The organism is Rhizobium lusitanum, assembly GCF_014189535.1.
In the GTDB taxonomy this organism is placed as follows: Bacteria; Pseudomonadota; Alphaproteobacteria; order Rhizobiales; family Rhizobiaceae; genus Rhizobium; species Rhizobium lusitanum_C.
This window is the reverse complement of sequence record NZ_CP050307.1, coordinates 1,356,891-1,379,715: the sequence shown is the minus strand read 5'-3', so window position 1 is coordinate 1,379,715 and position 22,825 is coordinate 1,356,891. Positions and strand designations below refer to the sequence as shown.

Sequence of the window (22,825 nt, the reverse complement as noted above, 5' to 3'; positions counted from 1 at the left end):
TCATGTCCTCAATGCAGGTTCGGCTGGGCGCCGACGCCCTTTTCGTCGAGCTGATAGCCGCGCCGGAAACGGTCGAGGCGCAGCTCGCGCGCCGTCTCATGCGGCTCGTTGCGGGCGATCAGATGGGCGTAGCAGTAACCGGAGGCGGGTGTGGCCTTGAAGCCGCCGTAGCACCAGCCGGCGTTCAGATAGAGATTGTCGATATGGGTGCGGTCGATGATCGGCGAGCCGTCCATGCTCATGTCCATGACGCCACCCCATGAGCGCAGGTAGCGCACGCGGGTCAGAGACGGGATCAGGGCGACGCCGGCCTCGGCGACGTGCTCGACGGTGGCGAGATTGCCGCGCTGGGCGTAGGAATTGTAGCCATCGATGTCGCCGCCGAAGACAAGGCCGCCCTTATCCGACTGCGAGACATAGAAATGGCCGGCGCCGAAGGTGACGACCGTATCGATGAAAGGCTTCAGCCCCTCGGAGACGAAGGCCTGCAGCACATGGCTTTCGATCGGCAGGCGAAGGCCAGCCATATCGGCGACGACAGTGGAATTGCCGGCGGCCGCCAGCGCCAGCTTGCCGCAGCCGATGAAGCCCTTGGTGGTTTCGACGCCGGTCACGCGGCCGTTTTCGGAGCGGATGCCGGTCACTTCACAACCGGTGATGATGTCGACGCCGTGGCTGTCGGCGCCACGCGCATAGCCCCAGGCGACCGCATCGTGGCGCACAGTGCCGCCGCGCGGCTGGAACAGTCCACCCATAATGGGAAAGCGGGCATTGTCAAAGTCGAGGAAGGGGAGCTTCCGGCGCACCGCCGCCTTGTCGAGGAACTCGGCATCGACACCATGCAGACGCATGGCGTTGCCGCGCCGTGTATAGGCGTCGCGCTGCGCATCGGAATGAAAGAGATTGAGTACGCCGCGCTGCGAGACCATGGCGTTGAAATTGAAATCCTGCTCCAGCCCTTCCCACAGCTTCATCGACAGCTCGTAGAAGGGGTTATTGCCTTGTAGCAGGTAGTTCGAACGGATGATCGTCGTGTTGCGGCCGATATTGCCAGAGCCGAGATAGCCCTTTTCCAGCACGGCGACATTGGTGATGCCGAAGGTCTTGGCGAGATAATAGGCCGTCGCCAGTCCGTGGCCGCCACCTCCGACGATGATGACATCATAATGCGGCTTCGGTTCGGGCTGACGCCAGGCAGGAGCCCAGCCGGCATTGCCGCGAAGGCCGTTGAGGAAAATGGATAAAGCGGAATAGCGCATGAATTGCTCCGAAAGAACCGCCCTATGATGACAGAAGGATAGCTATCCACTTGCCCATTTAGGACCTTTGTGAATAGAAAAGGGACATGTCATCGATTGATGCGAAAAACGTCCAGCACATCGGCTTCATCCTGATCCCGGGATTTGCCCTGATGTCCTATGCTTCGGCGACCGAACCGCTGCGCGCCGCCAATCTGTTGGCGGGGCGGGAGATCTATCGTCTCTCAAGCTTCTCGCCGGATGGCGAGCCGGCTCTGTCCTCCGGCGGCGTGTCGGTGCCGGCCGATCTGCTTCCAGGCCGTGGCTCCGGGCTCGGTACTGTCTTCGTCTGTGCCGGCGGTTCGCCGCGCGACTGGCATTATCCGGCCGTGTTCGCCTGTCTCAGGCAATTGGCGCGCGAGGGCGTGCGTATCGGCGGCATCTCAGGCGGCCCCTATCTGCTGGCCGAAGCCGGGCTGCTTGCCGAGCGCGACTTCACCATCCATTGGGAGCATGCGCCGACGCTGCTCGAAGCCTTTCCCGCGCTTTCACCCCGCCAGGCCCGCTTCGTCGTCGACGGCAATCGCATCACCTGCGGCGGCGGTATCGCGCCTCTCGACATGATGCATGTGCTGATTTCCGAGCGCATGGGACCGGATTTCGCTCGCCGCGTCAGTGACTGGTATCTACATACGGAGGTCGGCGAACCCACAGCGCCACAGCGCGGCTCGCTTGCCGAGCGCTACGGGGTTCATCATCCGGGCCTCCTCAGTGTGCTGGAGAAAATGGAGGAGACGATCGAGATGCCGCTGGGTCGCACCGCGATGGCCAGGATCGCCGGCGTCACGCCGCGCCATCTCGACCGGCTGTTTGCCGCGCATCTCGGCGCCACCTTTCTTGATCAATATCGCCGGATCAGGCTTCAGCACGCTCGGCGACTGTTGGAACAGAGCCCGCTTTCGATCTCCGAAATCGCCATCGCCACCGGCTTTTCAAGCGGCGCGCATTTCTCCCGCGTCTATCGCAGCGCCTATGGCGCCGCACCCAGCAATATTCGTAAGTCCTGACTTTCTTCATGGTTGAGGAAATTTCACTGCGACGATAGGGTGGTTGTGATGACGCGTTGCAGCAAAGGATTGTGAATGAAGACGAAGCCGGAGAAGACATCGACTGACGAGCATCCCCACGGCGCGCGGCCGGCCTTGTTGCAGGACCCGCATGCGGTTCGCGAGCCGAAGGTAAACAATCTCGAAATGGCGATTGGCCATGAGGTGCGCGCCTATCGCAAGAAGCTCGGCATCACGGTGACCGACCTTGCGGCCTCGACCGGGATCTCGCTCGGCATGCTGTCGAAGATCGAGAACGGCAATATCTCGCCGTCGCTGACGACGCTGCAATCGCTCTCTCGTGCGCTCGGCGTGCCGCTGACGGCCTTCTTCCGGCGCTACGAGGAGCCGCGCAACGCCGTCTTCGTCAAAGCCGGGGAAGGCATCGAGCTTGAACGACGCGGCACGCGCGCCGGTCATCAATATAATCTGCTCGGCCACATCGACAATAATTCGAGCGGCGTCATCGTCGAGCCCTATCTCATCACGCTGACAACCAATTCCGACGTCTTTCCGACCTTCCAGCACGAGGGCATGGAGTTTCTCTATATGCTCGAAGGCGAGGTGGTCTATCGCCACGGCGACCAGCTTTTCCAGATGCAGCCGGGCGATAGCCTGTTCTTCGACGCCGATGCGCCGCATGGGCCGGAAGTGCTGGTGAAACTGCCCAGCCGTTATCTCTCGATCATCAGCTATCCACAGCGCGGCAAGAGTGACTGACTTGCTTTAAAAGAAAATATTATTCTTACCAGTTGAAATCTGAAATTGGACCTGCTAGTCATTTTGCAGACGCGAAATGGAGGGTCTGATCATGTGCGGAATTGTGGGTCTCTTCCTGAAGGATAAAAGCCTGGAGCCGGAACTCGGCTCGCTTCTCTCGTCCATGCTGGTGACGATGACGGACCGTGGCCCCGACAGCGCCGGCATCGCGATTTACGGCAGCGCGAACGGCAACAAAGCAAAAATCACCATCCAGTCCGCCAATCCGGCGAAGGACTTCGCCGGTCTCGAGCAGGATCTTCGGCGGGCGCTCGATGCACCGGTATCGATCGAGGTAAAGAGCACGCATGCCGTTATCGCGCTGGCGAAGGATAAGCTCGATGAGGGTCGCGCCGCGATCGCGTCGTTGCGGCCGGATGTTCGGGTGATGAGCAGCGGTGATGCCATCGAAATCTATAAAGAGACGGGCCTGCCGAAGGACGTCGTCTCCCGTTTCGGCGTCGCCTCCATGTCCGGAACGCATGGCATCGGTCATACCCGCATGGCGACCGAATCCGCCGTTACGACGCTCGGCGCCCATCCTTTCTCGACCGGCTCGGATCAATGCCTGGTCCACAACGGCTCGCTGTCGAACCACAACAATCTGCGTCGCGAACTGGTGCGCGAGGGCATGACCTTCGAGACCCAGAACGACACCGAGGTTGCCGCCGCCTATCTGACGGCCGAGATGGCCAAGGGCAAGGATCTGGGCGAGGCATTGACCGGCGCGCTGGACGATCTCGACGGTTTCTTCACCTTCGTCGTCGGCACCAAGTCCGGCTTCGGCGTCGTGCGCGATCCCATCGCCTGCAAGCCGGCCGTCATGGCCGAAACCGATCGATATGTTGCGTTCGGTTCCGAATATCGCGCGCTCGTCAACCTGCCCGGCATCGAGGATGCCCGTATCTGGGAGCCGGAGCCGGCCACCGTCTATTTCTGGGATCACGAAAAGGCTGCCTGATTAGGGTCAGCGCAATCGAGAGAGTTCTTTAATGCCAGTTTTCGATCTTTCCGTCACGTCGCTGCGTGACCTCAATAGCGCTCTCCACGGCCTTGCGGCAGGCGCCAACGATACAGCCTTCGAAGTCGTCAATCCGCGTGGCCATCATGCGGTGGCCGTCGGTATCGATGCGCCCGTGACTGTCGATGTCAAAGGGTCTGTCGGCTATTATTGCGCCGGCATGAACGATGGCGGCAACGTCACCGTCCATGGCTCGGCTGGTCCTGGTGTTGCCGAGAACATGATGTCGGGCACCGTTGTCATCGAAGGCGATGCGAGCCAGTATGCGGGTGCGACCGGTCAAGGCGGTCTCCTGGTCATCAAGGGTAATGCCGCTTCGCGTTGCGGTATCTCGATGAAGGGCATCGATATCGTCGTGCATGGCAATATCGGCCACATGTCTGCCTTCATGGGGCAGTCGGGCCATCTGGTCGTGCTCGGTGATGCTGGCGATGCGCTGGGTGACAGCCTCTATGAAGCCAAGCTTTTCGTTCGCGGTGTAGTCAAGAGCCTCGGCTCGGACTGTATCGAAAAGGAGATGCGCCCGGAGCATCTCGAAAAGCTTTCCGAGCTTCTCGACAAGGCCGGCGTCAGCGGCGTCAAGCCGGAAGAGTTCAAGCGTTACGGATCGGCGCGCAAGCTCTATAATTTCAACATCGACAATGCCGACGCGTACTGAGGCGAAAGGAATATCATGAGCTATCACAATCCTCTGACGCCGCCGCGCAAGTCCGCCACTTTCGACGACCATACGCTGGCCGAGATCCGCCGCGCGGCGGCAACCGGCATCTACGATATTCGCGGCGCCGGCACGAAGCGCAAGGTGCCGCATTTCGATGACCTTCTTTTCCTCGGTGCATCGATCTCGCGCTATCCGCTCGAAGGCTACCGCGAGAAGTGCGACACGACCGTGGTTCTCGGCAGCCGCTTCGCCAAGAAGCCTATTACGCTGAAGACCCCGATTACCATTGCCGGCATGAGCTTCGGCGCCCTTTCTGGCAATGCCAAGGAAGCGCTTGGTCGCGGCGCCACGCTTGCGGGCACATCGACCACGACCGGCGACGGCGGCATGACCAATGAGGAACGCGGCCATTCGCAGACCCTCGTCTATCAGTATCTTCCCTCGCGCTATGGCATGAACCCGAAGGATCTGCGGCGTGCGGATGCGATCGAAGTGGTGGTCGGCCAGGGCGCAAAGCCCGGCGGCGGCGGCATGCTGCTCGGCCAGAAGATTTCCGATCGCGTCGCCCATATGCGTAATCTGCCGAAGGGTATCGACCAGCGCTCGGCCTGCCGTCACCCGGATTGGACCGGTCCCGACGATCTTGAAATCAAGATCATGGAACTGCGCGAAATCACCGATTGGGAAAAGCCCATCTACGTCAAGGTCGGCGGCGCACGTCCCTATTACGACACGGCTTTGGCTGTAAAGGCCGGCGCCGATGTCGTCGTTCTCGACGGCATGCAGGGCGGTACGGCGGCCACCCAGGACGTCTTCATCGAAAATGTCGGCATGCCGACGCTCGCCTGCATTCGTCCAGCCGTTCAGGCGCTGCAGGATCTCGGCATGCACCGCAAGGTGCAATTGATCATCTCCGGCGGCATTCGCTCCGGCGCGGATGTGGCAAAGGCGTTGGCGCTTGGTGCCGATGCCGTCGCCATTGGTACGGCGGCGCTGGTCGCGATCGGCGACAACGATCCGCGCTGGGAAGAAGAGTACCAGAAGCTCGGCACCACCGCCGGCGCCTATGACGACTGGCACGAAGGCAAGGACCCGGCCGGTATCACTACGCAGGACCCTGAACTCGCCGCTCGGCTTGACCCGGTTGCAGCTGGCCGTCGTCTTGCCAACTACCTGAAGGTCATGACGCTCGAGGCCCAGACGATCGCGCGTGCCTGCGGCAAGAACCACCTCCACAATCTGGAGCCGGAAGACCTGTGTGCGCTGACGATGGAAGCCGCCGCCATGGCGCAAATCCCGCTTGCCGGCACGAGCTGGTATCCGGGCAAAGGGGGCTACTGAATTTTCACCGCCGGGTCGAAGAGCCCGGCGGCATCCTATCAAAATCGAAGTGTCTCTAAGAAATCCAAAGGGGAACGAGAATGACACTGGACCTTGCTGCTTTTGCCAAAGACAAAGGCATCAAATACTTCATGATCAGCTATACGGATCTTTTCTCCGGTCAGCGCGCCAAGCTGGTGCCGGCGCAGGCGATTGCCGCGATGCAGGAAGAGGGCGCCGGCTTTGCCGGTTTCGCCACCTGGCTCGACATGACGCCCGCCCATCCGGACCTGTTTGCCGTGCCGGATCCATCCTCCGTCATCCAGCTTCCCTGGAAGAAAGAGGTTGCCTGGGTTGCTGCCGATTTGTGGATGGATGGCAAACTTGTTGCCCAGGCGCCGCGCAACGTGCTGAAAAAGCTCGTGAAGTCGGCTGAGGCCGAAGGCATGCGGGTCAAGACCGGCGTTGAGGCCGAATTCTTCCTGATCACCGCTGACGGCACGAAGATCTCGGACGAATACGACACCGCCGAAAAGCCCTGCTACGACCAGCAGGCCGTCATGCGCCGCTACGATGTGATTGCTGAAATCTGCGACTACATGCTGGAACTCGGCTGGGGCGCCTATCAGAACGACCACGAGGATGCCAACGGCCAGTTCGAGATGAACTGGGAATTCGACGACGCGCTGAAGACGGCTGACAAGCATTCCTTCTTCAAGTTCATGGTCAAGTCGATTGCCGAAAAGCACGGGTTGCGGGCGACGTTCATGCCGAAGCCCTTCAAGGGCCTGACCGGCAATGGCTGCCATTGCCATATCTCGGTGTGGAGCAATGACGGCAAGACCAACGTCTTCGCCGACAGGGAAGCGGAATTCGGTCTCTCGGCGCAAGGCAAGTACTTCCTCGGCGGCATCATGAAGCATGCCTCGTCGCTGGCAGCGATCACCAATCCGACGGTCAACTCCTACAAGCGTATCAACGCGCCGCGCACCACTTCGGGTGCCACCTGGTCGCCGAACACGGTGACCTGGACCGGCAACAACCGCACCCATATGGTGCGCGTGCCCGGTCCCGGCCGCTTCGAACTGCGCCTGCCGGACGGTGCCGTCAATCCCTATCTGCTGCAGGCGATCATCATCGCCGCTGGCCTAGACGGCATCCGCAACAAGGCCGATCCCGGCCCGCATCATGACATCGACATGTATGCCGAGGGTCATCTGGTCAAGGATGCGCCGCGTCTGCCGCTCAACCTGCTCGATGCACTCCGGGCCTATGACGAGGATGAGGGCCTGAAGGAGGCGATCGGCTCGGAATTCTCCGCCGCTTACCTGAAGCTCAAGCATCAGGAATGGAATTCCTACTGCTCGCACTTCACGCAGTGGGAACGCGACAGCACACTCGATATCTGAGCGTAGCATTTCATTCCAACGGATGAGCGCCTGGGCCGGAGCCTGAAACTCCGGCCTGAGGCGGATATGTGATCCCGGACTGCGAGGGAAGAGACATGACGAACTATGTATTGACGGTATCGTGCCACTCGACGCGGGGGATTGTAGCTGCGATTGCCAATTATCTGGCGGACCAGGGCTGCAACATCGTCGATAGTTCTCAGTTCGACGATCTCGATACCGGCAAGTTCTTCATGCGCGTCAGTTTTGTGTCCGAAGAGGGCATCGGCCAGGAGGCGCTGGTTGAGGGCTTCAAGCCGATCGCTCAGAAATTCGAGATGGAGGCCGAGATCCACGATACCCAGAAGCGCATGAAGGTGCTGCTGATGGTTTCGCGCTTCGGTCATTGTCTCAACGACCTGCTTTACCGCTGGAAGATCGGGGCGCTGCCGATCGACATCGTCGGTGTCGTCTCCAATCACTTTGAATACCAGAAGGTGGTGGTCAACCACGACATCCCCTTCCACCATATTCCGGTGACCAAGGCCAACAAGCCGCAGGCGGAAGCCCGCATCATGGATGTGGTCGAACAGACCGGCACGGAGCTGATCGTGCTGGCCCGCTACATGCAGATCCTGTCTGACTCGATGTGCCAAAAGATGTCCGGGCGGATCATCAACATCCACCATTCCTTCCTGCCGTCCTTCAAGGGCGCCAATCCCTACAAGCAGGCCTATGAGCGCGGTGTGAAGCTGATTGGGGCGACGGCGCATTATGTAACGGCGGATCTGGACGAAGGCCCGATCATCGAGCAGGACACGGCGCGCATCACGCATGCGCAGTCGGCGGACGATTACGTCTCGATCGGCCGGGATGTGGAGAGCCAGGTGCTGGCGCGCGCCATCCATGCGCATATCCATTACCGCACCTTCCTCAACGGCAACCGCACCATCGTCTTCCCGGCAAGCCCGGGAAGCTATGCATCCGAGAGGATGGGGTAAGCCATGGCTGCGATGACTGGGGCAACCGTGATCGACGGCAAGCAGGTGGCGGCTTCGGTGATCGAGGCGGTGAAGACGGCAACGTCTGCGCTGGAGACGGAGACGGGCGCGAAGGCCGGCCTTGCGGTGGTGATTGTCGGTGATGATCCGGCCAGCCACAGCTATGTGACCTCGAAGAGCAGGATGGCCAAGGAGTGCGGCTTCACGTCCATCCAGCACACGCTGCCGGCTGAGACGACGCAGGAAGAGCTGGCAAAGCTGGTGCAGTCGCTGAATGAAGACGCCTCGATCCACGGCATCCTGGTGCAGCTTCCGCTGCCCAAACACCTGAATTCGGAGCCGATCATCCAGTCGATCCGGCCGGAGAAGGATGTCGATGGTCTGCATGTGGTCAATGCCGGCAAGCTTGCCACTGGCGATCTGGCAACGGGATTGATCTCCTGCACGCCGGCTGGCGCTATGCTTCTGGTGCGCCGCGTCCACGGCGAGGACCTGTCGGGGCTGAATGCCGTTGTGATCGGCCGCTCCAACCTGTTCGGCAAGCCGATGGCGCAATTGCTGCTGAATGCCAATGCGACGGTAACGGTGGCGCATTCGCGCACCAAGGATCTACCAACCGTTGCTCGCACGGCCGATATTCTAGTGGCGGCCGTTGGTCAGCCGCAGATGGTGAAGGCCGACTGGATCAAGCCGGGCGCCACTGTCATCGACGTCGGCATCAACCGGATTGCGGCACCTGAGCGCGGCGAGGGCAAGACGAGGCTGGTCGGTGATGTCGCCTTTACTGAAGCCTCCGATGTTGCCGCTGTGATCACGCCGGTTCCCGGCGGTGTTGGGCCGATGACCATCGCCATGCTGATGGCCAATACCGTCATCGCCGCTCATCGTGCCGCGGGTAAGACGGCGCCGAAGTTCTGACTGCGAATGTTGCCGCATAGGCCGACAAAAAACTTGAGGATCGGCTTGCCACGGCGCGAAAGACGAATATAGTCAGGAAATAAATATTCCATAGAAGAAAATGAGGGAACGAAATGGCACTATCATGGCGTTTCTCCGCCTTGGCGGACCGGCATCGCGCTTTGGGATCGAAACTAGAGGACTGGAGCGGCATGGGAACCGCCTGGACCTACGAGAAGGACATGTCGGATGAGCATGTCGCGATCCGGACCAAGGCCGGCATCATGGATGTTTCCGGCCTGAAGAAGGTACATCTGGTCGGCCCGCATGCGATCGCCGTCCTCGACGCTATCACTACCCGCGACATGTCGAAGATCTATCCCGGCCGCTCGGTCTATGCCGCGATGCTGAACGATCGTGGTTATTTCACCGACGACTGCATCGTCTACCGCACCGGCCCGAATTCCTGGATGCTGGTTCACGGCTCCGGCTCCGGTCACGAGGAAATCGTCAAGCAGGCGGCCGGCCGCAACTGCGCTGTCCTTTTTGATGACGACCTCCATGATCTGTCGCTGCAGGGGCCGGTTGCGGTCGATTATCTCGCCAAATATGTGCCCGGCATCCGCGATCTCAAATATTTCCACCACATGCAAACGACGCTGTTCGGCGCGCCGGTGATGATCTCGCGCACCGGCTATACCGGCGAGCGCGGCTACGAGATTTTCGTGCGCGGTCAGGATGCCCCGATGGTTTGGGACCGTATCGTCGCCGAAGGCAAAGAGATGGGGATTATTCCCTGCTGCTTCAGTGTTCTCGACATGCTTCGCGTCGAAAGCTACCTGCTCTTCTACCCTTACGACAATTCGCAGATGTATCCCTTCGCTGACCAGCCGCCCGGCGACAGTCTCTGGGAGCTCGGGCTCGATTTCACCGTCAGCCCCGGCAAGACCGGTTTCCGAGGTGCCGAGGAACATGCTCGTCTCAAGGGCAAGGAGCGCTTCAAGATCTTCGGTATGTTGATCGATGCCGACGGCCCGGCCGATCTCGGCGACGAGGTCTTTGCCGATGGCAAAAAAGTCGGCGTCATCACCTGCCCGTGCTATTCTGCGCTGACGAAAAAATCTATGGCGATAGCCCGCCTCGACGTCGATAAGGCCGTGCAGGGCACCAAGTTGGAGGTGCGCGGCAAAACGCTCACAGCGAGCGCGATTGCCCACACGCTGCCCTTCGACGATCCGGAAAAGAAGAAGAGGACGGCCGTGGGTTGAGGAGGCGCGCCTATGCTCGTCGAAGGCATCAAGAGCCGACCGGTCTACAAGGGCCTCTCCATCCAGCCGCAGGCCCGGCGGCACATCTTCGCGCTTGAAGGCGAGGGGCCCAATGCCCTCCTCGACCAGCAATCCGCACTTGACGATACTGTCCTGTCGCGCAGCGAGATCCTCTATGTCGCTCGCGGCTCGCAGGGCAAGGGTCATGACGAGACCCTGCGCCGGCTCGGCTCCGACATGTTCTTCACGGCGCCAACCATCGCGACGCTACTTTTCCGCCTGAAAGGGTCGCTTGCGACCGCCCATATGGGCACGCGGCTTTATATCGCCGGCACGGAAGGGTTCATCGGCCAGGCGATGATGGTGGCGCTCGATTACGGCATGGATCATGCCTCTGTTATCACGGAGCATCGTGGCTCGCTGGCGCGCCGCGTGCAGTGCGTCCATTGCAAGGGCATCACCGAGGATGTCACTCATAGCCCCTTTGCCTGCGGCCATTGCGGCCTTCCGCTTCTGGTGCGCGATCACTATTCGCGTCGCCTCGGCGCCTTCCAGGGCGTCAACATCGATGCGGAAGAACCGGGCAGCGGGCCTGATCCGGAGGAGTTGTTCCTGTGAGCGGTGGTACTGAAATTCCCGTCCGCGTGGCGAAGGTGACGCCGATCGCCCACCGCATCAAGCGGTTCCGCTTCGAACGCCTCGACGGCAAGCCGATGCCCTATTTTTCCGGCGGCGCCCATGTCATAGTCTCGATGAACGATGGCGGTCATATCAGGCGCAACGCCTATTCGCTGATGTCGCCGCCGCATGATTGTTCGGCCTATGAGATCAGCGTGCTGCATGTCGAGGATTCGCGCGGCGGCTCGACCTTCATGCATGAGAAGGTGAGCGAAGGCGACGAGCTGAAGGTCAGCTATCCGGTCAATCTCTTCCAGCCGGACTGGCGCGGCCGCAAGCATCTGTTGATCGCCGGCGGCATCGGCATCACGCCCTTCATTGCGATGATGGAGCAGTTTTCCCGCGAGGGTGCCAATTTCGAGCTACATTATGCGGTGCGCTCGCTCGATCGCGGCGCCTACTGCAAGGATCTCGTCGCGCGCTACGGCTCGCATCGGGTGAAGATCTATTGCGACGCGGAAAAGAACTACATTCCGCTCGCCCGTCTCCTCGATAGTCAGCCGCTCGGCACGCATCTCTATGTCTGCGGCCCCTCGGGCATGATCGACGGGGTGCTGAAGGCAGGGCTTGAAGCAGGCTGGCCGGAGCAGAACCTTCATTCCGAGCGCTTCCTCTCCTCGCAGCCTGGCAAGCCTTTCTCGATCGAGCTGACGCGCTCGGGCAAGACCGTGCATGTCGGCCATCACGAGAGCATATTGGAAGCGGTCGAGGCAGCTGGCGTTGACGCGCCTTTCCTCTGTCGCGGCGGCGCCTGCGGACAGTGCGAGACGGCGGTTGCCGTCTGCGAAGGCAAGATTCTGCACCACGACGTCTATCTGACCGACGAAGAAAAAGCTTCCGGCCGCAAGGTGATGATCTGTGTCTCCCGCTTCGAGGGAAATACGCTGCATCTCGACCTCTAGGCACCGAACCGATACCCAGGAGAACGGACATGGCAATCGCCTTCAAGCAGGAAACGTTCCGGGACGATTTCAGCTATCGCAACAGTCCGGAGAACATCCGCCGCTTTCCGTTCCCGTTCGATCGCGACGAGTACATGTATTCCGTCAACATGGAACCGCATGTGAAGGGGCAGGCCGGCACGATCTATGAAAGCCTGATCGACGTCGACGAGCACTATGTCGCCGAGATGCACGACCGGGCCCTGGTCCTGAAGGAAGACCCGCTACGCTACCAGGCGCTGCCGCACATGATGTCGGCGCAATGGGATACGCTGGAACTCCTGATGGAGGAGCAGGCCGCCGGCTACCCCGAGCATTTCACGCTGATCAAAAACGGCGATCAATGGCGCTGGATCAACCGGCCGCTCGGCATCGACGACACGTTCATTTTCGGCGACGCATCGACGCTGCCCTATGAGCCCTTCGAATACATCACCCGCCAGGCCCAGGGTGATTTCTGCATCGTCGACCAGCGCGACAACAATCTCTGGATGGATGCCGGTATGGTCACGACCCAGGCCGACTGGTCGCTCGATTTCGACATCGGCATGAATTTCATGGAATGGCATGGTCCCGTGCCGCTCGCTCACCAGATCGGCGTCTTCGACCGTGCGCTGAAATTTCTGTTGAACCTGCAGCAGGGCAAGCCGACGCGCCGCTTCAACTGGACGATGACGATCAATCCCCGCCTTGACACCAGCCCGGAGAACTATCCGAAATGGGGTCCGGATCGCCTGACGGTGACACCGCAGAATATCGGCGAGAAGGTGCATCTGCGCGTCGAATTGCAGAGCCTCTGGCGCCTGCCGCGCTCGAATGCCATTCTCTTCGTCATCCGTTGCTATCTGATGAACATGGACGAGCTGGTGACCGTGCCGAAATGGGCGCGTCGCTTCCCGCGCGTGCTGCGCACGCTGCCGCCGGAACTCATCGACTACAAGGGCCTGACGCGGTTCCGTGAGATGACGATCGACTGGCTTTCGAAATATGACGACGGCGCGCCGACCAGCGCCGGCACCTTCCCGGATTGACGCCGAGCGCTACGCCAAACGACCGCATGCAATAAAAATTCGATACTATCGAAAGGGGAATGTTTCATGACAAGAGTTGCCGTCATCGGCGCCGGTCCTTCCGGCTTGGCCCAGTTGCGGGCCTTCCAGTCGGCGGCCCAGAAGGGCGCCACGATCCCGGAGGTCGTCTGCTACGAAAAGCAGTCCGATTGGGGCGGGCTTTGGAACTATACCTGGCGTACTGGCCTCGACGAACATGGCGAGCCGGTTCACGGCAGCATGTACCGCTATCTCTGGTCGAACGGCCCGAAGGAATGCCTGGAATTTGCCGACTATACGTTCGAGGAGCATTTCGGAAAGCCGATCGCCTCCTATCCGCCGCGCGCCGTCCTCTGGGACTATATCAAGGGCCGTGTCGAGAAGGCCGATGTCCGCAAATGGGTGCGCTTCAGCACGCCGGTGCGCATGGTGCGCTTCGACGAGGAGACGAAGAAGTTCACGGTGACGGCGCATGATCGTGTCGAAGACCGGATGTACGACGAGGAATTCGACTATGTCGTCGTCGCCAACGGCCACTTCTCGACGCCGAACGTGCCCTATTTCGAGGGCGTGAAGACCTTCAACGGCCGTGTGCTACATGCCCATGACTTCCGCGATGCGCTGGAATTCAAGGACAAGAACGTGCTGATCGTCGGCCGCAGCTATTCAGCCGAGGATATCGGCTCGCAATGCTGGAAGTACGGCGCGAAATCGGTGACAACAAGCTACCGCTCGAAGCCGATGGGCTTCAAATGGCCGGAGAATTTCGAGGAACGGCCGCTGCTGACCAAGCTTGAAAACAAGACGGCGCACTTCATCGATGGATCGAAAAAGGATGTTGACGCGCTGATCCTGTGCACCGGATATCAGCACCATTTCCCCTTCCTGCCCGACGAACTACGCTTGAAAACGGCAAACCGTCTCTGGGCCGATCACCTCTACAAGGGCGTGGTCTTCGACACGAACCCGCAGCTTTTCTATATCGGCATGCAGGACCAGTTCTATACCTTCAACATGTTCGACGTGCAGGCCTGGTGGGCACGCGATGTTATGATGGGCCGCATCAAGCTCCCCTCGGAAGAGGAGCTGAAGGCCAATTTCGATATGTGGCGTGCCCGCGAGGAGGCGCTCGAGGATGCCGAACAGATGATCTGGTATCAGGGCGACTACGTGAAGGAGCTGCTCGCCGAGACCGACTATCCGAGCTTCGACATCGAGGGCACGAATAAGACCTTCATGGAATGGGAGCATCACAAGGCGGAGAACGTCATGGGTTTCCGCGACCATGCCTATCGCTCTCTGATGACCGGCAACATGTCGCCGACGCATCATACGCCCTGGGTCGAGGCGCTTGACGATTCCATGGAGGAATATCTGCGCAATTGATGCTTTTCAAGCGTTGCGTAACCGGCAAGGGCTGCTCATCGCGGCCCTTGCCGGCGCGTTTGAGATGAGACGAAGTAATTTGATCCGCAACTCCTTTTTCGGGCATGGTCGTCATGGATTTCCAAACAAGCATTCTTGGCCGCATGAACGGTTTTCTCTATCGCTGCCGCGCGGATGAAAATTATACGATGTTGGAGATGACAAACGGCATCGAACGCGTCTTCGGTTATCCGGCGGACGAGATCATCGGTAACCGGGCACGAACCTTCACCTCCATCATGTGTGAAGACGACGTGCCTGTTATGGACGAGGTCGTCGGCAAGGCATTGGAAAGCCGCGCCGACTGGACGATGGAATATCGCATTCGCCACAACGAAGGTCATTTCATCTGGGTGACGGAAACCGGTGGCGGCGTCTGGGGCGAGGCCGGTGAACTGCTCTATCTCGAAGGCAGCATCATCAATATCGAGTCGCTCTATCAACGCATCGACGAACAGACCTCCGACATGCGGGTGACGGCATCGAAGACCGGCGAGATATTGCAGTCGTTGCGCTACCTGAAACTGCTCGCCGTCAATGCCGGCATCGAGGCGGCGAGAGCAGGAACGGCCGGATCGGGCTTTGCGGTGCTTGCGGCGGAAATGCGCACGCTCGCCAACTCCTCGGAAGAGGCGGCGCGCGCGATCTCGAATGCGCAGCGCAAGACGGAGTAAGTAATTACTTACGAACGTGGCCGCGTCTTTTGCGGATCGTAGTGCGATAGCGGCACGATGGTGGCCGGTAGACGCTTCTGGTGGCCATCGAGCTTGCCGATCTCGACCTTCGTACCGACACCCGCATGCTGAACGTCGATGCGGGCGAGCGCGATCGTCTTGCCAAGGATCGGTGAGCGCGTGGCGCTGGTGACGACGCCAACCTGCGCGCGGCCGATATGGACGCAGTCGCCGTGGCCGACCGCTTCATTGGCCTGGATCTCCAGCCCGACCATCAGGTGGCGCGGGTTCTCCTTGCGACGGATCAGCGCCTCGCGACCGATGAAATCATCCTGCTTGGATTTCAGCGGCACGGTGAAGCCGATGCCGGCCTCGAAGGGATCGGTCTGGTCGGTAAACTCGTGATGGGCAAAGATCAGGCCGGCCTCGATGCGGACCATATCCAGCGCTTCGAGCCCCATCGGCTTCAGCCCATAGGGTTCTCCGGCCTTCCAGACGGCGTCGAAGACGGTAAGGGCATCCTTCGGATGACAGAAGATCTCGTAGCCGAGTTCGCCGGTATAGCCCGTGCGCGAGACGACCACGGGCGCGCCTTCGAAACCGCCGATGCGGCCGACGGCGAAGCGGAACCATTCGAGTTCGCCGATCGTCGGTTGGCGCGGCGCGGTCCAGATGATCTCCTTCAGGATATCGCGGCTTTTCGGCCCCTGGAGGGCGATATTGTGCATCTGGTCGGTCGATGAGCGGACCCAGGCCTTGAAGCCCTTTTTCTCCGCCTGTTCGCGCAGCCAGATGCCGCTGTAATCATCGCCGCCGATCCAGCGGAAATTCTTGTCTCCGAGGCGGAAGAGCGTGCCGTCGTCGATCATCCCACCGTTTTCGTAGCACATGGCGGAATACACGACCTGGCCGGTCGAAAGCTTGCGGACGTCGCGCGTCAGGCAATATTGCAGCAACTCCTCGGCATCCGGTCCCGTCACCTCGAACTTGCGGAGCGGCGAGAGGTCGATGACAACTGCCCTTTCGCGGCAGGCCCAATATTCCTCGACCGGCCCTTCGGAGGAAAAGCGGTTCGGCAGCCAAAAGCCGCGATATTCGGTGTAGTCCCGCGTCAGGGCAGAGAGGCGGGGATGAAACGCGGTTTCGCGCGTCAGTTCAGCGTCGGCGTCAGGGGTCATGCGATAGGCTACCGCTCGTGTGAATTTCTCTTTTCCGGAAAAGGTGCGGACGTGGATATCCGTCGGATCCCAGCCATTTGCCGCGTCGATATCGTCGGGGCAAGAGGAGGAGACGCAGACGAGATCGGTCAGCGCCCGCATCAACACATAATCGCCCGGTCGCGACCAGGGTTCGTCGAGGTAGAGCTGATTATTGTGGTCGATATTGGTGTTGTAGAAATAGTTGAGTGCTTCCCAGCCTTTGCGGCCGGCAATGCCATAGGGCGCCAGCGCTGAGTTGAAATTGTCGGTGCAATTCACATGGCCGGGATAGCCCATATCGTCGTAATAGCGCGAATTGCAGGCGGTCGCGAAGGCGTCGTGGCGGCCGACCGTGTCCTGCACGATCTCCACCAGCGGCTCGAAATCGCGGTCGAAGGCTTTCGACGGCAGGCCAGGGGTAGGATAGCTGCGGCCGAGCAGGGTGCGGGTGACGGTGGAATCGAGCGCGAGATCAAGCCCCTTGTCCACCTTGCGGGCGGCAAATGCCTGGAAGTCGGTGCATTGCCGGCCATAGACATCGATGATCTGGATGAATTCGCCGGCGCGGACGAAATAGGCAGAGGCGGCGCCAGCCCTGATACGGACATCCTCGATCGGGTCGGCCAGGGGCTCCGGCAGAGCGGAGGCATAGTCTCGAATGAGTTGGCTGCGCCGTATCCTGACCTCGATTGGCGTCACCGTCGCTTGCGCCTCCGGCGACATGGCGTCGCCCGGGGCCGCGACGATCAGCAGGCCTTTCAGCGCGATGGTGAATTCGGCCGTGCTGCCGGGCGTTGTTGCTTCTCCGAAGATGCCGATGGCGCCGGCCTTGGCAAGATCGGCGCCGCGCCGCTGCAAGGCCGTACGCGTACGCTGGGCGCCTTCGTCATCGGAGGACAGAATGGTTTTGAGGCCGTCGGCATTGCCGGTGAATGCCACGCCGAGGCCCGCCGATTGAAAGCGGCCTTTCTCGTCCAGGAAGGATAGCTCGCAGGCCTGTCCGCCCTCGCTGTCGGTCACTGTGACATGGTCTCCAGGTTCGACGCGCACAACAAGCGATCCGCCGCCCTTACAGCGGTAGCGCTCGGTATTCGGCGGCAGCGCCGGAATGCCGGGATAGTGGATGATACTGGCCGAAACGGGCCGCACTCCGGCGGCTGTCGGATGGAGATCTCGCATGCAACCCTCTCGGGGAGTGATGTGCCTCCCGGCACGCCATTCATGCTGACAAAATGCCATCCGAAAGTAAAGGGATATTGACTAAAAAGAAAATATCTTCACTATCTATAAAGGGCCTAGACTCGGAAATCCGTGCAGGAAACACGGATCTTCAAAACCACCGGCGGGCCTGAAATGCCAGGGAGGCACGTTCAGGGAGACGTACGACAGATACGTCCGGAACAATAAATGGGGAACTGCACCGATGACGGATATTGTGGACGCCAGCGCTCCTGCTGGCACCGAAGGTAAGCTTATACGCGCGCTCGACTGGAAGGGCGCGTTCTGGGTGGCTGCGGGCGTGCCGCCGCTTGTTCTTTTCTCCATCGGCGGTATCGCCGGCGCGACCGGCAAGCTTGCCTTCGTCGTCTGGATCATTTCGATGGTCATGGGGTTCCTGCAGTCCTTTACCTATGCGGAAATCGCCGGCATGTTCGGCAACAAGTCCGGCGGCGCCTCGGTTTATGGCGCAACGGCATGGCTGCGTTATTCGAAGTTCATCGCGCCGCTCTCCGTCTGGTGCAACTGGTTTGCCTGGTCGCCGGTGCTGTCGCTGGGCTGCGCCATCGCTGCCGGCTATATTCTCAACGCTTTCTACCCGATCCCGGCGGCGGATTCGCAGGCTGTTATCGCGTGGATCAGCGCGCATGCCACGTCCATCGCGGCCGATAGCCCCCGCGTTGCCGAATATATTACCGCGCATGCCGGCACCGCGCCGGCGGATGCCGTCACGGCGCTGCTTAGCGCCGATGGCGTTTCGGCGCTGACGCCCGCGATCCGCAACTGGTCGCTCTTCAGCTTCAGCATTCCGTTTCTTGCAACCGCCAACATCAACGCCACCTTCTTCATCGGCGGCATCCTGATGCTGGTCATCTTTGCGATCCAGCATCGTGGCATCTCGGAAACGGCAAGCGTCCAGAAATGGCTGGCGATCATCGTTCTCGTGCCGTTGCTTATTATCGGCGTCTATCCGATTTTTAGCGGCCAGATCGCCGCCACCAACGTCACGGGTCTCATGCCGCCCACCGCCGCCTATGCCGCCACCGATGGCACCTGGAGCAATGGTGGCTGGACGCTCTTCCTTGGCGGCCTCTATATCGCGGCGTGGTCGACCTACGGTTTCGAGACCGCCGTCTGCTACACCCGCGAGCTCAAGGACCCGAAGACCGATACCTTTAAGGCGATCTTCTATTCCGGCCTCGTCTGCTGCCTGTTCTTCTTCCTCGTGCCCTTCGCCTTCCAGGGCGTGCTCGGCCATAGTGGCATGCTGGCGCCCGGCATCGTCGACGGCACCGGCGTTGCGGAAGCGCTTGGCGGCCTGATCAGCGCCGGCCGTATCGTTACCCAACTCCTTGTTGTCCTGATGATCATGGCGCTCTTCCTCGCCATCATGACGGCGATGGCCGGTTCCTCGCGCACGCTCTACCAAGGCTCGAAGGACGGCTGGCTGCCTAAATATCTCGACCATGTGAACGAGAACGGCGCACCAACTAGGGCGATGTGGACGGATTTCGCCTTCAACCTCTTCCTGCTGGCGATCGCATCCGATGCAAGCGGCTACTTCTTCGTGCTGGCCGTCTCCAATGTCGGCTACATCATCTTCAACTTCCTGAACCTCAACTCCGGCTGGATCCACCGGATGGACTCCGGCCATATCGAGCGTCCGTGGAAGGCGCCGACCTGGTTGATCGGCCTCAACACCATCCTTGCCTTCGTCAACGCTCTCTTCCTCGGCGCCGGCGCCAAGGTCTGGGGTTACGCCAACGCGCTCTGGGTCGGCTTCGCCTTCGCGGCCCTGATCCTGCCGGTCTTCGCCTATCGGCATTATGTGCGCGACGGCGGCAAGTTCCCGGCCGGCGCCATGGACGATCTCGGCCTGGTCGGCCAGGATCTCGGCGTCAAGAAGGCAGGCATCCTGCCCTATCTCGCAATCGCCGGCGGCCTTGCCATCGTGCTGTTCGCCAACTGGTTCTTCCAGCTGCCGGCTTAGGGAAGGGTCTGATGGAATAGTGCCGATCCCCGTTGCGGTGAACCGCAGCGGGGATTTGTCTTGGTTGAGACCAAGGTGGTGACCTCACTATGCGATATTGTTAGTTCTTGTTAGTTCTTGTTAGGGCTGTTATAAATAGACGATGAAAACCGAGCCCATGAGAACCCTCACTATATCCCTTTCTCCGCAGCAGGTGGCGCGTTTGCACGATGCTGTTGAATCCGGAGCTTATGCCTCCAATAGCGAGGTGGTTCGGGATGCCCTGCGTTTATGGGAGCAGCGCGAAGAAATTCGTCTGTTGGAGATCAATCGCCTCAAGAGAGCATATGACGAGGGCATGGCAAGTGGCGAAGGCCGTGAGGTTGATGCCAAAACCCTTCTGGCGGAGTTGAAGGCGGAAATCCGTCGCGGTGGCTAAATACATTCTAAGCCCCAAGGCAGAGGAAGATTTGCGCCAAATATGGCGCATGATCGCGCCGGACAATGAACGGGCAGCGGATGCCCTTCTCACGCGGATTTTGGACAAGGCCGAGCTTGCGGCAGGACAGCCTCTCATGGGGTCTCCTCGGCCGGAATTGAGCCCCACGGCGGGAATTCTCATTGAGGGGCGTTATGTTGTCATCTACGAGCCGATGACTTACGGGATCTTTGTCTTTGCGGTCGTCTATGGGCCGCGCGACGTTGAAAACTGGTTGCGCTGAGACGGGCTCGGGCGTGATTGTCCTCGCCAAGAGCAAGTCCTCGCAGCGGGAAAGCTCCATCCTACCGATGCGCGGAAAGCACCGCCTCGCGCGATAGATACCCGACCCTATCGCCACTCTCGACCCTGACATCCAGACCCTGCAGGTCATCGGCCAGGATCAGCGCCAGAGCATCATGGAGACTGGCGCTGGGGCCGATGGAGACAGCGGAAACCTCAGTTGCGGGCGGCGCCATGACGCTTGCCACTTCGATCAGGCTCAGGCGCTTGATCGCCCGGTCCGGCCCGAGGAAGCTTTCCACGAAATTGTTGGCGGGACGGGCGAGGATCGCTTCCGGCGTATCATATTGCAGCAGGCGCCCGTCGCGCATGATGGCGATGCGGTCGCCCATCTTGATCGCCTCGTCGATATCGTGGGTGACGATGACCACGGTCTTGCTGACTTTTTCAGGATCTGCCGGAATTCGTCCTGCAACCGCACGCGGGTGATGGGATCGATCGCGCCGAAAGGCTCGTCCATCAGCATGATGGCGGGATCGGCGGCCAGCGCCCGGGCAAAACCGACCCGCTGCCGCTGCCCGCCCGAAAGCTCATGCGGCAGGCGGCGGCGCATGATGGCGGGATCGAGGCCGACCAGGTCGAGAAGCTCGTCGATGCGGCGGTCTATCCTTGCCTTGTCCCAGCCGAGCAGGCGCGGCACCGTCGCGACATTGCGCTCGATCGTCATATGCGGGAAGAGCCCGACCTGCTGGATGACATAGCCGATGCTGCGACGAAGCTGCTTCTGATCGGTCTCCGCCACATCCCGTCCATTGACCAGCACGCGGCCGCGCGTCGGCGTTTCCAGCCGGTTGATCATCCGCATGGTCGTGGTCTTGCCGCAGCCGGAGGGGCCGATCAGCGCGACCGTCGTGCCCGTTTCGATCTCAAGCTCAAGGGTGTCGACGGCGTGGCGCTCGCTTCCCTCATAGTTCTTGGTGACATGGTCGAGTCGTATCATGGCAATGGCCTTCCGCGGTCATCGTCTTTGAGTGAAAAATCGCTCCAGCCAGCCGAAGGTGAGTTCGGCGAGGATGGCGAGAAGGGCGATGGGAAGTGCGCCGACCAGCAGGCGCGGCATGTTCATGATGGCGATGCCGGCATTGATGAAGTCGCCAAGCCCGCCGCCGCCGATGAAGGAGGCAAGCGCCGCGCCGCCGATCACCTGGATGGCGCTGGTGCGAACGCCGGCAAGGATCGAGGGTACGGAAAGCGGTGCTTCGATCTGCCAGAGGATATCGCGGCGTCCCATGCCCATGCCGCTGGCGGCGTCGAGAAGGGCAGGGTCGATTTCGCGGATGCCGACGATGGTGTTGAGCAGGAGCGGCGGCACCGCCAGTACGATGAGGGCGATGACCGAGGGCAGGAGGCCGATGCCGAGGAAGGGCATGGCCGCCGAGAGGATCGCCAGGCTTGGAATGGAGCGCAGCGAACCGGCTATGTTGACGGCGACGAAGGCGGCGCGCGGCATTCTGGCGACGAGAAAGCCAAGCGGGATGGCAATTACCAGTGCGATACCGAGCGAAATCGCGCACATCAGCATGTGACGATTGAAGGCGCTGAAGAAAATGCCGGGATTGCTGGCGATCCAGTGGAAGGCGTCGATCAGGATCATTCTGTCTACCTCCCGCTGCGACGGCGGAGCATCTTTTCGATCGCCGCGAAGAGATAATCGGTGAAAAGCGCCAGCGCCGAGGTGAGCAGGCCGCCGGCGAGGATCTTTTCCGGGAAACGCTGGTCGATGCCCTCGAAGATGATCACGCCGAGGCCGCCGGCATTGATGTAGGCCGCAACGGTGGCAATGCCGATCACCGTGACCATGGCGATGCGGATGCCGCCGACGATGAAGGGCATTGCAAGCGGGAGCTCGATTTCCCAGATACGTCTGATGGTTCCGTATCCCATGCCGTGCGCGGCATCTAGCACGTCGCGGGGGATGGCCTGGAAGCCAAGCCCGATGTTGCGGATGAGGATCATCAGCGAATAGGCCGCAAGGCCGGTGATGGCGGGGCTGCGCCGATGCCGAGGGTCGGAATGAGCAGGGCGAAAAGCGCAAGGCTCGGCACGGCGAAGAGGACGCCCGTTACCATGACGATGGCGCTGAAGGTGCGGGGCCTGCGCGCCGCCCATATGCCGACGATCAGCGAGATGACCAGAGCGATCCCGACGGACGAGAAGACAAGGTAGAGATGTTCCAGCAGGGCTTCGGCCAGCCGATCGATATTCTTCGGAACCCACTTCATCGGCAGGATC

20 protein-coding genes and 2 pseudogenes are annotated in these 22,825 nt (G+C 60.7%); 17 read left to right on the top strand and 5 right to left on the bottom strand.

All coding sequences use genetic code 11. From position 1 onward, the window contains the following. Window positions 1–8: 8 nt before the first annotated feature. Window positions 9–1,259 carry a sarcosine oxidase subunit beta family protein gene (locus tag HB780_RS09380; RefSeq protein ID WP_183687138.1) on the bottom strand — a complete coding sequence of 417 codons (1,251 nt, stop codon included), beginning with the start codon at window positions 1,257–1,259 and terminating at the stop codon, window positions 9–11. 86 nt (window positions 1,260–1,345) lie between these two features. Between HB780_RS09380 and HB780_RS09375 the strand changes: the two genes are divergently transcribed. From HB780_RS09375 to HB780_RS09310, 14 genes are all read left to right on the top strand, one after another. Next, window positions 1,346–2,305: a GlxA family transcriptional regulator gene (locus HB780_RS09375; protein ID WP_183687136.1), complete on the top strand. Its 960-nt coding sequence runs from the start codon at window positions 1,346–1,348 to the stop codon at window positions 2,303–2,305. A 75-nt stretch (window positions 2,306–2,380) separates the two neighbouring features. Further along, entirely contained in the window at window positions 2,381–3,064 is a 684-nt protein-coding gene (locus HB780_RS09370) for a helix-turn-helix domain-containing protein (protein WP_183687135.1), read from the top strand. 91 nt (window positions 3,065–3,155) lie between these two features. Beyond that, window positions 3,156–4,064, top strand: coding sequence for a class II glutamine amidotransferase (locus HB780_RS09365; protein WP_183687133.1), 909 nt, complete (start codon window positions 3,156–3,158; stop codon window positions 4,062–4,064). A gap of 31 nt (window positions 4,065–4,095) precedes the next feature. Continuing rightward, window positions 4,096–4,782, top strand: a complete 687-nt coding sequence (locus HB780_RS09360) for a GltB/FmdC/FwdC-like GXGXG domain-containing protein (protein ID WP_183687131.1) — start codon at window positions 4,096–4,098, stop codon at window positions 4,780–4,782. Window positions 4,783–4,797: 15 nt separating this feature from the next. Then, entirely contained in the window at window positions 4,798–6,126 is a 1,329-nt protein-coding gene (locus HB780_RS09355; protein ID WP_007698458.1) for an FMN-binding glutamate synthase family protein, read from the top strand. A gap of 80 nt (window positions 6,127–6,206) precedes the next feature. Beyond that, window positions 6,207–7,514, top strand: coding sequence for a type III glutamate--ammonia ligase (glnT, locus tag HB780_RS09350; RefSeq protein ID WP_183687129.1), 1,308 nt, complete (start codon window positions 6,207–6,209; stop codon window positions 7,512–7,514). A 95-nt stretch (window positions 7,515–7,609) separates the two neighbouring features. Then, entirely contained in the window at window positions 7,610–8,494 is an 885-nt protein-coding gene (purU, locus tag HB780_RS09345) for a formyltetrahydrofolate deformylase (RefSeq protein WP_183687127.1), read from the top strand. Between the two features lie 3 nt (window positions 8,495–8,497). Further along, complete coding sequence (gene folD / locus HB780_RS09340) at window positions 8,498–9,412, top strand: bifunctional methylenetetrahydrofolate dehydrogenase/methenyltetrahydrofolate cyclohydrolase FolD (RefSeq protein ID WP_435693854.1); 915 nt, start codon at window positions 8,498–8,500, stop codon at window positions 9,410–9,412. Window positions 9,413–9,525: 113 nt separating this feature from the next. Continuing rightward, on the top strand, window positions 9,526–10,659 hold the full coding sequence (locus HB780_RS09335) for an aminomethyl transferase family protein (RefSeq protein WP_183687126.1): 1,134 nt from the start codon (window positions 9,526–9,528) through the stop codon (window positions 10,657–10,659). 12 nt (window positions 10,660–10,671) lie between these two features. Beyond that, the gene (locus tag HB780_RS09330) at window positions 10,672–11,277 is read left to right on the top strand and encodes a dimethylamine monooxygenase subunit DmmA family protein (RefSeq protein ID WP_183687125.1); all 606 of its coding nucleotides are present in this window, start codon (window positions 10,672–10,674) and stop codon (window positions 11,275–11,277) included. Next, window positions 11,274–12,239: a PDR/VanB family oxidoreductase gene (locus HB780_RS09325; RefSeq protein WP_183687124.1), complete on the top strand. Its 966-nt coding sequence runs from the start codon at window positions 11,274–11,276 to the stop codon at window positions 12,237–12,239. Before HB780_RS09330 ends, HB780_RS09325 begins: the two co-directional genes overlap by 4 nt. 29 nt (window positions 12,240–12,268) lie before the next feature. Then, on the top strand, window positions 12,269–13,309 hold the full coding sequence (locus HB780_RS09320; protein WP_183687123.1) for a heme-dependent oxidative N-demethylase family protein: 1,041 nt from the start codon (window positions 12,269–12,271) through the stop codon (window positions 13,307–13,309). Between the two features lie 66 nt (window positions 13,310–13,375). After that, complete coding sequence (locus tag HB780_RS09315) at window positions 13,376–14,713, top strand: NAD(P)-binding domain-containing protein (RefSeq protein ID WP_183687122.1); 1,338 nt, start codon at window positions 13,376–13,378, stop codon at window positions 14,711–14,713. Between the two features lie 113 nt (window positions 14,714–14,826). Then, complete coding sequence (locus HB780_RS09310) at window positions 14,827–15,426, top strand: methyl-accepting chemotaxis protein (RefSeq protein ID WP_183687121.1); 600 nt, start codon at window positions 14,827–14,829, stop codon at window positions 15,424–15,426. Between the two features lie 8 nt (window positions 15,427–15,434). Here the strand turns inward: HB780_RS09310 and HB780_RS09305 are convergent, their stop codons facing one another. Further along, entirely contained in the window at window positions 15,435–17,804 is a 2,370-nt protein-coding gene (locus HB780_RS09305; protein WP_183687120.1) for a trimethylamine N-oxide demethylase, read from the bottom strand. Between the two features lie 244 nt (window positions 17,805–18,048). Here HB780_RS09305 and HB780_RS09300 point away from each other — a divergent pair, with 244 nt between their 5' ends. The 3 genes from HB780_RS09300 to HB780_RS09290 all read left to right on the top strand — a co-directional run bounded on the left by HB780_RS09300 (window position 18,049) and on the right by HB780_RS09290 (window position 20,534). After that, window positions 18,049–19,833, top strand: a complete 1,785-nt coding sequence (locus HB780_RS09300; RefSeq protein ID WP_183687119.1) for a trimethylamine N-oxide permease — start codon at window positions 18,049–18,051, stop codon at window positions 19,831–19,833. A 157-nt stretch (window positions 19,834–19,990) separates the two neighbouring features. Beyond that, window positions 19,991–20,251 carry a type II toxin-antitoxin system ParD family antitoxin gene (locus tag HB780_RS09295; RefSeq protein ID WP_007697343.1) on the top strand — a complete coding sequence of 87 codons (261 nt, stop codon included), beginning with the start codon at window positions 19,991–19,993 and terminating at the stop codon, window positions 20,249–20,251. 49 nt (window positions 20,252–20,300) lie between these two features. Then, window positions 20,301–20,534: a type II toxin-antitoxin system RelE/ParE family toxin gene (locus tag HB780_RS09290; protein WP_286202899.1), complete on the top strand. Its 234-nt coding sequence runs from the start codon at window positions 20,301–20,303 to the stop codon at window positions 20,532–20,534. Between the two features lie 61 nt (window positions 20,535–20,595). On the opposite strand, the pseudogene HB780_RS09285 reads toward HB780_RS09290, so the two are convergent. From HB780_RS09285 to HB780_RS09275, 3 genes and pseudogenes are all read right to left on the bottom strand, one after another. Beyond that, window positions 20,596–21,533, bottom strand: a pseudogene (locus tag HB780_RS09285) (ABC transporter ATP-binding protein). Between the two features lie 18 nt (window positions 21,534–21,551). After that, complete coding sequence (locus HB780_RS09280) at window positions 21,552–22,187, bottom strand: ABC transporter permease (protein WP_183687117.1); 636 nt, start codon at window positions 22,185–22,187, stop codon at window positions 21,552–21,554. A 5-nt stretch (window positions 22,188–22,192) separates the two neighbouring features. Continuing rightward, window positions 22,193–22,815 (bottom strand): annotated as a pseudogene (locus HB780_RS09275) (ABC transporter permease). Window positions 22,816–22,825 lie beyond the last annotated feature (10 nt).